General features: G+C 63.3%; 11 protein-coding genes. 5 read left to right on the top strand and 6 right to left on the bottom strand.

Annotated features, from left to right (window positions below; genetic code table 11):
- Positions 1 to 97 precede the first annotated feature (97 nt).
- Together NKL04_RS04315 and NKL04_RS04310 are read left to right on the top strand one after the other, a co-directional pair.
- The gene (locus NKL04_RS04315) at positions 98 to 988 is read left to right on the top strand and encodes a LysR family transcriptional regulator (protein WP_023703000.1); all 891 of its coding nucleotides are present in this window, start codon (positions 98 to 100) and stop codon (positions 986 to 988) included.
- A 138-nt stretch (positions 989 to 1,126) separates the two neighbouring features.
- On the top strand, positions 1,127 to 2,929 hold the full coding sequence (locus NKL04_RS04310; protein WP_023703001.1) for an NAD(P)/FAD-dependent oxidoreductase: 1,803 nt from the start codon (positions 1,127 to 1,129) through the stop codon (positions 2,927 to 2,929).
- On the opposite strand, the gene NKL04_RS04305 is transcribed toward NKL04_RS04310, so the two are convergent.
- Genes NKL04_RS04305 through NKL04_RS04295 form a run of 3 tightly spaced genes read right to left on the bottom strand, consistent with a single transcriptional unit; the run spans position 2,926 to position 4,342 of the window.
- Complete coding sequence (locus NKL04_RS04305; protein WP_352723326.1) at positions 2,926 to 3,447, bottom strand: GNAT family N-acetyltransferase; 522 nt, start codon at positions 3,445 to 3,447, stop codon at positions 2,926 to 2,928. The genes NKL04_RS04310 and NKL04_RS04305 overlap by 4 nt on opposite strands.
- A 15-nt stretch (positions 3,448 to 3,462) precedes the next feature.
- The gene (locus NKL04_RS04300; RefSeq protein ID WP_023703004.1) at positions 3,463 to 3,771 is read right to left on the bottom strand and encodes a hypothetical protein; all 309 of its coding nucleotides are present in this window, start codon (positions 3,769 to 3,771) and stop codon (positions 3,463 to 3,465) included.
- Between the two features lie 4 nt (positions 3,772 to 3,775).
- On the bottom strand, positions 3,776 to 4,342 hold the full coding sequence (locus tag NKL04_RS04295) for a helix-turn-helix domain-containing protein (protein ID WP_031209902.1): 567 nt from the start codon (positions 4,340 to 4,342) through the stop codon (positions 3,776 to 3,778).
- Between the two features lie 152 nt (positions 4,343 to 4,494).
- On the opposite strand from NKL04_RS04295, the gene NKL04_RS04290 reads away from it, so the two are divergent.
- Positions 4,495 to 6,327 (top strand): ATP-binding protein, encoded by a 1,833-nt coding sequence (locus NKL04_RS04290; protein WP_023703006.1) that lies wholly within the window; start codon positions 4,495 to 4,497, stop codon positions 6,325 to 6,327.
- A 224-nt stretch (positions 6,328 to 6,551) separates the two neighbouring features.
- On the opposite strand, the gene NKL04_RS04285 is transcribed toward NKL04_RS04290, so the two are convergent.
- Positions 6,552 to 7,343 (bottom strand): GGDEF domain-containing protein, encoded by a 792-nt coding sequence (locus NKL04_RS04285; protein ID WP_023703007.1) that lies wholly within the window; start codon positions 7,341 to 7,343, stop codon positions 6,552 to 6,554.
- Between the two features lie 131 nt (positions 7,344 to 7,474).
- A complete protein-coding gene (gene miaA, locus NKL04_RS04280; protein ID WP_023703008.1) occupies positions 7,475 to 8,458 on the bottom strand; it encodes a tRNA (adenosine(37)-N6)-dimethylallyltransferase MiaA in 984 nt (327 codons plus the stop codon).
- Between miaA and serB the strand changes: the two genes are divergently transcribed.
- Together serB and NKL04_RS04270 are read left to right on the top strand one after the other, a co-directional pair.
- Positions 8,448 to 9,335 (top strand): phosphoserine phosphatase SerB, encoded by an 888-nt coding sequence (serB, locus tag NKL04_RS04275; RefSeq protein WP_023703009.1) that lies wholly within the window; start codon positions 8,448 to 8,450, stop codon positions 9,333 to 9,335. The two genes, miaA and serB, sit on opposite strands and share 11 nt — an antisense overlap.
- Positions 9,332 to 9,904, top strand: coding sequence for a GNAT family N-acetyltransferase (locus tag NKL04_RS04270; protein ID WP_023703010.1), 573 nt, complete (start codon positions 9,332 to 9,334; stop codon positions 9,902 to 9,904). The genes serB and NKL04_RS04270 overlap by 4 nt, the downstream gene beginning before the upstream one ends.
- Before the next feature lie 46 nt (positions 9,905 to 9,950).
- Here the strand turns inward: NKL04_RS04270 and NKL04_RS04265 are convergent, their stop codons facing one another.
- Entirely contained in the window at positions 9,951 to 11,468 is a 1,518-nt protein-coding gene (locus tag NKL04_RS04265) for a DegQ family serine endoprotease (protein WP_023682088.1), read from the bottom strand.
- Positions 11,469 to 11,660 lie beyond the last annotated feature (192 nt).

Genomic DNA, 11,660 nt, shown 5'->3' with positions numbered 1-11,660 from the left:
CCCCGCAGCCAACTCCGCAGGGTTTCCGATTGCATCGTGATGATGTCGAAGGCATAACTCAAATTATCATTTTGCAGCCAAAGGCCCTAAACGGTTTATGACTGAAACAACCCTGCCCTTGCCCCCGCTTGACTGGCTGCGGAGTTTCGAGGCCGCCGCGCGGCTGTCGAATTTCACCGCCGCCGCGGCCGAGCTTGGCCTGACCCAGGCTGCGGTCAGCCAGCACATCCGTTCTCTCGAAGAGCGGTTGAAGCAGCCGCTGTTCATCCGCCTGGCGCGCGGCGTCGAATTGACGCCGGAGGGTGCCGCCTACCTGCCGCATCTGCAATCGGCCTTCGCCGTGATCGCCACCAGCACGCGCGAGCTGTTTGAACCCAAGACCGTCCAGAGCGTGACGATACGCTCGCCGATCTCGTTTGCCGTGCTGATGATCGCGCCGAAGCTGCCGCAAATAGCCAAGGACCTGCCCTTCGTCCAGCTGCAGATCGAGACCATCCACACACCGGCCGATTATGGCGAGCGCTTTGTGGGTCTCGACATCCGATTCGGCATTGGCCCCGGCTCTTTTGCCGGACGGCAGGCCGACCGCCTGACCCGCGAAACCTTGACGCCGATGGCGTCGCCGCATCTCGCCAAGGCCAAGGATTGGACAGGATTGCCGAGACTTACAGTGGTCGGCGCGCGGGAAATGTGGGGCGAGTGGTTCGCCGTCGCCCGGATGAAGCCGGCGCTGGGGCCGACGCACAAATTCGACAGTTTCGTTACCGCATTGGAGGCGGCGAAGCACGGCGCCGGCATGGTGCTGGGATCGCGACCGTTGGCCGACGCGGCACTGCGCGACGGATCGCTTGTCACCCTTTCCGGCTTCGCTGTGTCGAGCGGTGCCGGCCACTATCTAACCGCACCCTCGGGCGCGCATCTGAGCCCTGCCGAAGAAGCGGTCCGCCGCTGGTTCGTGACGGTCTTCGGCGTCCCGATTTCCCGATAAGCCCCTGAATACGCGGCAAACTATTGGACGACGTGACGCGGCGCATAATTTGTCGCGATACTGCGCCAGGCCGGACGTCAAGCTTCGGCAGGGTTCCGCTCGCTACAGGCGGCCAGGAAAAATCGCGGAGGAAATTCAATGCTCGACAAGGCCCCCAACAAGAAGCTTTCCGACCTGCTCGATCGCTTCGGCGCGGCACTCACCGCCGGCGACATCGACAAGGCGGTCGCCTGCTTCCAGGAGGATTGTTACTGGCGCGATCTCGTCACCTTCACCTGGAACATCAAGACGATGGAAGGCCGCGATCAGGTGCGCGACATGCTGGTCAGCCAGTTGGCCAGGACCAAACCGTCGAACTGGGCGATCGCCAAGGGCGAGGATGCCACGGAAAGCGACGGCGTGCTCGACGGCTGGATCAGTTTCGAAACGTCTGTCGCGCGCGGCTTCGGCCACATCCGGCTGAAGGACGGCAAGATCTGGACGCTGCTCACCACTATGGTCGAGCTCAAGGGCCATGAGGAGCCGGCCGGTTTCGACCGCCCGCTCGGCGCCAAGCACGGCCATGGCAAGAACCGCCCGACCTGGAAGGAGGAGCGCGAGAAGGAAGCCGCCGAACTCGGCTTCAAGACGCAGCCCTATACGCTCATCATTGGCGGCGGCCAGGGCGGCATCGCGCTCGGCGCCCGGCTGCGGCAACTCGGCGTGCCCACCATCATCGTCGAGAAGAACGAGCGTGCCGGCGACAGCTGGCGCAAGCGCTACAAATCGCTCTGCCTGCACGACCCGGTCTGGTACGACCATCTGCCCTATATCGACTTCCCCAAGAACTGGCCGGTCTTCGCGCCCAAGGACAAGATCGGCGACTGGCTGGAAATGTACGCCAAGGTGATGGAGCTGAATTACTGGTCATCGACCGAGGCCAAGAGCGCCGTTTATGACGACAAGAAAAAGGAATGGACCGTTGTCGTGCGCCGCGACGGCAAGGACATCACGCTGAAGCCGAAACAATTGGTGCTGGCCACGGGGCAATCCGGCAAGGCCAACATGCCGAACTTCAAGGGCATGGACACATTCAAGGGCGACCAGCATCACTCCTCGAAGCATCCGGGACCCGATGCCTATGTCGGCAGACAAGCTGTCGTCATCGGCTCGAACAACTCCGCCCACGACATTGCAGCAGCCCTTTGGGAGGCCGGCGCCGACGTCACCATGGTGCAGCGCTCGACCACGCACATCGTCAAGTCGGACACGCTGATGGAGATCGGCCTGGGCTCGCTCTATTCGGAAAAGGCGGTCGCGAGCGGTATGACCACAGCCAAGGCCGACCTCGTCTTTGCCTCCCTGCCCTACAAGATCCTGCACGAATTCCAGATCCCGGCCTATGCCGAGATGAAGAAGCGGGACGACAAATTCTACAAGGGCCTGGAAAAGGCCGGCTTCATGCTTGACTGGGGCGATGACGGCTCCGGCCTGTTCATGAAATATCTGCGGCGCGGCTCGGGCTATTACATCGATGTCGGCGCCTCCGACCTGATCATCGACGGGTCGATCAAGCTGAAAAGCGGTGTCGACGTGAAGGAGATCAAGGAGCACTCCGTTCTGCTCTCCGACGGATCGGAACTGCCGGCCGATCTCATCGTCTACGCCACCGGCTACGGTTCGATGAATGGCTGGGCGGCCGATTTGATCTCACGGGAGGTCGCGGACAAGGTCGGCAAATGCTGGGGCCTCGGCTCCAACACCACCAAGGACCCAGGCCCCTGGGAAGGCGAGCTGCGCAACATGTGGAAGCCGACGCAGCAGGAGGCGCTGTGGTTCCATGGCGGCAATTTGCACCAGTCGCGCCATTACTCCCAGTTCCTGGCGCTGCAGCTGAAGGCGCGCATGGAAGGCATCGCCACGCCGGTCTACGCGCTGCAAGAGGTTCACCACAAGGGTTAGGCAGCGCCGCCGATGCGCTTCCAGTAGATGAGCGTGCCGGTCAGCCCGCCATGCGGTTTCAGGGCAAAGTCCGGTATTTCGCCAGTGAGCGTGAAGCCGAGTTTTTCGTAAAGGCCGGAAGCGCCCTCCTCGGTTGCGGTGTCCAGCACCAGAAGCGTGCGGCCTTTCTCGACGGCGAGCGTTTCGGCCGCCCGCATCAGCCGGCTCGCTATGCCCTTGCCGCGGTGTTCGACGCGGGTCATGAGCTTGGCGATCTCGGCCCGGTGCGGCTGATTGACCGGAAAGTCGAGCAGCAAGGTGACGGTGCCGACCGACGCGTCGCCATACCAAGCGCCCAGCACCGCTCTTTCGCCTCTCTCTGCTGCCATCAACGAGTTGCTCCAGAAAGTTTCCGCCGCTTGCCTGGATAAGGGATGCATGAAGCTGACGGAGCCGCCGGCCGCGACCGTCTCGATCAGGAGGTCGGCCAGCATGTCGCGTGTTTCCGCAGTCAGCGACCTGATTTCGATGGGACTCACCTGCACTTTCCCTTGCTAATCCAGACGCGCGACGCGGCGCCGCTTTCGTCTCGCCTTGATCGCGGCGATGCGATCGGTGTCTTTCGGCTGCAGATGCAGCCCGCGTTCGAGGATTTCGAGCGTGTATTCCTCATAGGTCAGGCCAAGCCACTCGGCCTTTTCCATGCGCATCAGCATCACGTCACGGCTTGGCGCCTTCCACGCCTTGGCATGCGCTGCCTGCCAGGCCAGGAAGATGTAGGGATCGCCCTTGCCCCATGGCGGACCCTTGTAATCATCGAGCGGCGGTCCGCCATTGTCGGAGCGCTTGGGACGTCTTGCCACGATTTCAGCCCCTGACCAGCGCGACCAGGTATTCAGCTGGCTGCGGTCCGACGGCATGGAACGTGCAGTCCGACGGCGCGCCGAGCGCCAGGCAGTCGCCGGGCTCGAGACTATGCACCATGTCACCCTCGGTGAATTCGAGCCGCCCGGAGATCAGCCACATCTGCTGCTTGATGAAGGCATAGGACGCCGCCGGGAAGCTCACATTGGCGCCCGCCGGCAACTGCACCCGGATCAATTCGAGCGGCGTGTCGGAAACCGGCGACAGATGCCGACGGACATAGCCCGTACCGGGGTCGCGCCAAACCGGCTGCTCACTCTCGCGCAGCAGGCCGCCACCTTGCTGCTCGGCGCGTGCAATCAGCGTCGACAGCGTCATGCCGAAAGCAGCGGCGATGCGCACCAGTAGCGCGGCCGTCGGGCTGGTCATGCCGCGCTCGATAGTGCTGAGCATGGCTTTGGAGACGCCGGAGCGGTTCGCCAGGTCGGCCAACGACCAGTCCCGCAAGGCTCTTTCGGCGTGGATTCGTCTGCCTATCGTGGCCGACATGTCATTCGCTATATCAGTCATTCGTCCAATATATCGAATATTTGGATTCGGAAAAGAGGCCGGCCGGTTGAATTTTCGCTGACGGGTTAACCCCTGCTACACCATCCCGCATCACGCCACCTTAACCCCGTCTGTGTAGGATCGACGCTCCACGAGAATGGGGATCGGATCGTATGTTTGTCGAGCGCGAAGCCTCCGTCGGCGAACCGACCTCGCAGGAGCGCCGCCGCGCAGAGCAGAGCGACAAGCGCATTCTCGGCAACGTCGTGCAGTGCGACGGTGCGCGCGCCACCATCAGCGCCTATGCCGACGACATCGAAGGCGCGGTCACCGGCCTGTGGACCGTCGGCAAGATGATCTCCATCAATCTCGGGACATCGCGCACCGTTGGTCTGGTCTACGAAATCGGCAAGTCGGATCGCGCCTGGAGCAATGAGGGACAAAACCCCATCGAGGTCAGCGTCGAGCTGATCGGCGAAGTGCGCGACGGCGCCGAACCGGGGGCCAAACCGGTGTTCGACCGCGGCATCACCACCTATCCTCATATCGGCGCCATAGCGCACCGCATCCGTACCCGTGATCTGCAGGCCGTCTACGATCTCGCCGGGCGTCATTCAATCACCATCGGTACGCTGTCGCAGGATGCGTCGATCGACGCCAACATCGCCATCGACGACACGCTGGCGCGCCATTTTGCCGTTGTCGGCACAACCGGCGTCGGCAAATCCACCGCCATCTCGCTGCTGCTGCGCAAATCGATCGCCGCCCGGCCCGATCTGCGAATCCTCATTCTCGATCCGCACAATGAATTCGCGGCATCCCTGCCTGAGTTCTGCGTCCGGGTCGATTCCAAGACGCTTGATCTGCCGTTCTGGATGTTCAGGCTCGAAGAATTCGCCGAAGTGCTGTTTCGCGGCCGAGAGGTCGTGCCGGAAGAAGTCGATGTCCTGCGCGACCTGATCCCCGCCGCCAAGAACCTCTATCGCAATCCCAATTCAGGCTCTTACGTGCGCCGCGGCAGCGATGCGCTGACCGCCGACACGCCGGTGCCCTACCGCATGGTCGATCTCATCAAGCAGATCGACGAGCGCATGGGCCTCTTGGAAAGCAAGAACGACCGCCCGACGCTGAAATCGCTGAAGACGCGCATCGAGTCCGCCGCGTCCGACCCGCGCTATCGCTTCATGTTCAATTCGCGGCTGATCGAGGACACGATCCACGAGACGATCGGCAATATTTTCCGTGTGCCGCATCATGGCCGCCCGGTGACCTGCTTCGAGATGGCCGGCATGCCGTCCGAAGTGGTCAACTCCGTCTGTTCGGTGCTGGCTCGGCTCGCCTTCGACCTTGCGCTGTGGAGCGAGGGCCGGCTGAAGCTGTTGCTGCTGTGCGAGGAAGCACACCGCTATATGCCGGCCGATCCACGCCTTGGCTTCGCCCCGACAAGGCATGCACTGTCGCGCATCGCCAAGGAAGGCCGCAAATATGGCTGCTATCTCGGCGTCGTCACCCAGCGCCCGGGTGAACTCGATCCGACCATCCTGTCGCAATGCTCGACCTTCTTCGCCATGCGGCTGGCCAATGAGCAGGACCAGGCGATCATCCGCTCGGCGATCGCCGATTCCTCCGCCTCGACGCTGGCCTTTCTGTCCTCCATGGGCCAGCGCGAAGCCATCGCCTTCGGTGAAGGCGTGGCGACGACCATGCGGCTGAAGTTCGAAAAACTGGCGGAGAACCTGATCCCCGGCACCGCCAAGCGAGAGCAGGACGAGTTCTCGCAGGACGGCAACGACGTCGATCTCGCCGCCATCGTCGAGCGGCTGCGCAACGTCCCGAAACCGCAGCAGCAGATGGCCTTCGCCGAGGTCGTGGACTCCGGCCGCCAGGCCGGCGATCCCGATTACCGCAAGCCGGCCACCGCCCAGCGCGTCCAGCCCGACGACGATTTCGACCTGCGCTACGGCCTCAAGCCCACAACCTTCGGCATGCGCCCGCAGAACGATTGACCTTCAGCGTAGCGACTTTTTTGCCGGCCAATTGAGAAGCCGCCGGGGCGGCAGGGCTCGGCTTCGTTGGCCCGCTTGGGCAAATCCCGAAAGGGAATTCATCAGGCCGGATTGAATGGCGTGGCTTTCGAGAAGCCGGACCGGAGCGGACATTTAGTCCGTGAGCACCGGAAGTCGAGAAAGCCACGTCAGGCAACCGGCCTCATGAATTCTTCTTCGGGATTTTAGGCGCAGACGCGGTTGCGGCCTTGCCTCTTCGCCTCGTAGAGCTGGCGGTCGGCGCGGCGGTAGAATTCCTCGGCGGTTTCCTTCCGATCCCAGACGGCGAGTCCGACGCTGGTGGTGATCTTGAGGCGGACATTGCCCGACAGCACCGACATGTTGGCAATCGCTTTGCGGATGCGTTCGGCGAACTTCCCCAACAACTCCGTATCCATGTTGGGCGTGACGACGGCGAACTCCTCGCCCCCAAGCCGCGCCACCACATCGTGGTAGCGCGTCATGCCTTTGAGGCAATTGGCGACTGCCCTAAGCACCTCGTCGCCGACATCGTGGCCATGCGTGTCGTTGACCTGCTTGAAATGATCGAGGTCGAGGATCATGAGCCCGACGGGCTTTTCGATGCGGCGGAATTCCTCGAGATATTCCTTCAGCGCATCGTCGAAATAGCGCCGATTCTGCATGCCGGTAAGGCCGTCGGTCAATGCCGCATGCTGCAGCGTTTCCGAGCGGGCGCTGAGCGAAACCGTCATGGCGCGCAGCTTGCCCTCTTCCGTCGCCTGCCTACGGATCAGCGGGTAGATGAAGAACACGCCGAAGAACAGCGCTGTCGCCAGCAGCACCCCGGTGACAAACAGCAGCGTGTTGAGATAGGCGATCCGCTCGACCCGGGAAGTCGTATCGTGACCGACCGCGATGGACTGCAATTGACCATAGGCATAAAGCGTCACCAGGCCTGCGGCCAGGATCACGAAAATAAAGACGAAAAATGCGGATTCCGCCTTGTGGAAACGCATCTGCTCCCCGTTGGAAAAGTACCCGCCGGATCTATGGCATGCCGGCGCCTTACGGACGGTTAATCCAGACAACCGGAGCGGGAATGTTCATTCCTACTTCTGTTTCTTTAATTGTATTGGCAGCACGAAAATCAAATCACGGTTTGCAGGCCGTCGCCGGGCTGCAATCTCAGCCATTCGGGTCCCAGCTGATGGCGAAACCACGTCGTTTGCCGTTTGGCATATTGCCGCGTCGCTGCCTTGCAGCGCTCGATGGCCTGGGGAAAGCTGGTGTCACCCGCCATGGCAGCCGAAAGTTCGCGAACGCCGATCGCCTTCATCGCCGGCAGCTCGGGATCGAGGCCAAGCGCCGCAAGCCGTTTGACCTCATCGAGCGCGCCGAGATCGAGCATGCGGTCGAACCTTGTTTCGATCCGCTCGACAAGGGGGGCGCGGTCCGGCTCGATAACGAAGAACCGAGCGCTGTCGCGGTCGATCAGCGGCCGGCCGCGCGCTGCCTGCCATTCTAGGATGGAGCGGCCGGATGCGTCGAGCACCTCCAGCGCCCGCACGATGCGCTGGCCGTCGGTCGGCTTCAGCTGCATGGCGACCGCCGAATCTTCATGCATCAGGATGCGGTGCAGCTTGGCTGCGCCTTGCTCCTTTAACTCGTAGCGCCAGCGGTCGCGTACCTGCTGCGGAATGTCGGGCATTTCCGAAATGCCCTCGGCAAGTGCGCGAAAATAGAGCCCGGTGCCCCCGACGAAAATCACCGGACGTTCGAAGCCGGCGCCATCGGGTCGCCGGGCAAGCGTGCCGTCATCGATCAGCTTCATCACGTCGCGCAGCCAGGCGCCGGTGGAATAGGCGGTCGAGGGATGCACGTGGCCATAGAGAAAGTGCGGCGCGCGGGCGAGATCGGCGGCATTCGGCCGCGCCGTCAGCACGTCGAGCACCGAGTAGCCTTGCATGGAATCGGTGTTGACGATGACACCGCCCTTGCGTTCGGCGAGATCGAGCGCCAGCGCCGACTTGCCGCTGGCGGTCGGCCCGGCTATCAGGATCGCGTTCTTCACGCGGCCCTCGCCCGCCTGCCCGCCCTCGCCTAGCTGCTTGGAAGTCTCGATGCCGCTCATTGCCACGCTTGTGTCTCACCCCGTCCGCCGCGCGATGTCGGCCTCGCTTGCGAATATGGCCTCACGGTCGGTCGGCGCAAGCGCTGTTCGCTGGCTGGGCGAAGGCGTCGCCTGCGATCTGGTGTTGCCCGAGGGGGCAGAAGCCGCTGAGGCAAGTGCGGCCTTGCGCACAGCACTTGGTTCAGAGCCGGTCGACGTGATCGTTCAGCAGGCCGAAAGCCGCCGCAAGACAATCCTGCTTGCCGATATGGATTCAACCATGATCGACCAGGAATGCATCGACGAACTCGCCGACGAGATCGGCGTCAAGGACCGCGTTGCCGCCATCACGGCACGCTCGATGAACGGCGAGATCGCTTTCGAGCCGGCGCTGCGTGAACGCGTGGCGCTGCTGAAAGGCCTCGATGCCGCCGTCGTCGACCGCATCATCGCGAACCGCCTGACGCTGGCGTCGGGCGGCCGCGCTCTGGTGCGGACGATGCGCGCCAATGGCGCCTGGACGGCGCTTGTCTCCGGCGGCTTCGACGTCTTCACCAGCCGTGTCGCCGCCATGCTCGGCTTCGAGGAAAACCGTGCCAACCGCCTGATCGAGGAGAACGGGCGCTTTGCCGGCCTGGTCGCCGAGCCGATCCTCGGCCGCGCCGCCAAGGCCGATGCGCTGAACGATATCTCGGCCCGCCTCGGCCTGACGCCATTCGATGCGATTGCGGTCGGCGACGGCGCCAACGACCTCGACATGATCCGCCTGGCCGGCACCGGTGTCGCGCTCCACGCCAAGCCGGCCGTTGCTGCCGAAGCCAAGGTCCGCATCGACCATGGCGATCTCACCGCGCTGCTTTATCTCCAGGGCTACCGCCAGGAAGAGTTCGCCCAATGAAACCGATGCGCACCGAGCGCCTCATCCTGCGCAACTGGGAAGACCGCGATCGCGAACTCTTCCACCGCATCAATTCGGACGAGCGGGTGATGGAATTCTTTCCGTTCCGCCGCGACCGCGCCGAGACGGATGCCAAGATGGACGAGTTTCGGGGCTGGATCGCCGAGGACGGCTTTGGTTTTGCCGCCGCCGAGATCGCCGCGACTGGGGAATGCATCGGCTTCGTCGGTCTCTTAAAGACCGATCACGTGCCGTCCCTGCCTTCCGATACGATCGAGATCGGCTGGCGGTTGGCGCCGGAATTCTGGCGAAAGGGCTATGTCACGGAGGCCTCCGAAGCCTGGCTCGCCTTTGGCTTCGAGACGCTTGACCGGGACGAGATCGTCTCCTTCGCCGTCGCGGCCAACCGCCGCTCGACGGCCGTCATGGAGCGTCTTGGCATGAGCCCTGACCCGGCTCGCGATTTCGACCACCCATCCATCCCTGACAGCCACCCGCACCTCAAGCGGCATGTCCTCTACACCCTGTCGCGCAAGGACTGGCAGGCAAGAAAAAGGGCGGCTAACTAGCCGCCCTTTTCATTTCGAAATCAGATCGTTGCAGGCCTGACCGGACTCAATCCATCCGGATCGTCACGAAGCGCAACTCGCCTGTCTTGGACGCCAGCATCAAGAGCGCATTCTTGCGGCCCTGCTCCTTCAGCGCGCCGATCCGGTCCATCACGTCCTTCGGGGTCGCGACCGATTCCTGGGCGATTTCGGTGATCACCTCGCCGGCCTGGATGCCGCGCTCGGCGGCGGCCGAATCCTTGGTGACGTCGGTGATGACGACGCCGGAGACGTCGGCCGCGATGCCGAATTTTTTCCGTGTGTCGTCATTGAGCTCGCCGACGGTCATGCCGAGCACCGAGGCCGTGGAGACCGCGGGCGCCTTGTCGCCGCCCTTGTCCTCATCGGTAGTGCCGTCCTCACCGGCGGCGACCTTCTCGCCGTCCTCAAGCCGGCCGAGCGTCACCTTCACCGTCTGCTCGACGCCCTTGCGCACGATAATCACGTCGACCGCCTTGCCGACCGGGCTTTCCGCCACGACGCGCGGCAGGTCGCGCATTTCATGGATGTCCTTGCCGTCGAACTTGATGATGACGTCGCCGGCGAGAATTGTGCCGTTGTCGACCGGTCCGCCCTTGATGACGCCGGCCACCAGCGCGCCCTTGGCGGTCGCCATGCCGAGGCTCTCGGCGATGTCGTCGGTCACCGGCTGGATGCGCACGCCGAGCCAGCCGCGACGGGTCTCGCCGAACTGGCGCAGCTGGTCGACGACGCCCGAGGCAAGCTGCGAGGGGATGGAGAAACCGATGCCGATCGAGCCGCCCGACGGCGAGATGATCGCCGTGTTGATACCGATGACCTCGCCCAGGCTGTTGAACAGCGGCCCGCCGGAATTGCCGCGGTTGATGGCGGCGTCGGTCTGGATGAAGTCGTCGTAGGGGCCGGAATTGATGTCGCGGTTGCGGGCCGAGACGATGCCGACCGTCACCGTGCCGCCAAGGCCGAACGGATTGCCGATCGCCATCACCCAGTCGCCGACGCGCATCTTGTTGGAATCGCCGAATTTCACCGCCGTCAGCTTGTGGCCCTTCGGGTCGACCTTGAGCACCGCCACGTCGGTCTTGGTGTCGGTGCCGACCAGCGTCGCCTTCAGCGTCACGCCGTCGGAGAAATTCACCTCGATGTCGTCTGCATCGGCGATGACGTGGTTGTTGGTGACGACAATGCCTTGCTCGGCGTCGACCACGAAGCCGGAGCCCAGCGACTGTACCTTTTGCGCGCCGCCATCCTTGTCGCCGCCACGGTTCTTGAAGAAGTCGTCGAAGAAATCCTGGAACGGCGAACCCTCGGGCAGCTGCGGCATCGGCACCGCGCCCGGACCTTCCGTGCCCTTCACGGTCTGCGAGGTCGAGATGTTGACCACCGCACCGAGCAGGCCTTCGGCGAGGTCGGCAACCGAAGCCGGTCCGTCCGCGGCCACCGTCGGCGTCACGAAAGCCGGAACGGCAAGCGCGCCGACCATAAGTGCCGCAGCACCTGCGATGAACGTCCGCCGCGCCGCGCGCAGAAGGGTGTTGGATGTCATCGAAAGCCTCCCGGAATCTGAAAAGAAAAAGCGCTTCGGCAAAACGCCGCGTCGCGTCATGTTGGCAAGAAATACGGCACGTTTGCGGCTATGGCCACATCAGGAGGATAAATCCTCCGTTACACCTTAGAGCGGTTCGCCGTTTCGCGGAAACGGCGAACCGTTCAATCCCTTTGCTTTTACGCAATTCCG

This window comes from Mesorhizobium sp. C264A (genome assembly GCF_040324515.1).
Lineage (GTDB): Bacteria > Pseudomonadota > Alphaproteobacteria > Rhizobiales > Rhizobiaceae > Mesorhizobium.
This window is presented reverse-complemented; position numbering and strand designations above follow the sequence as displayed.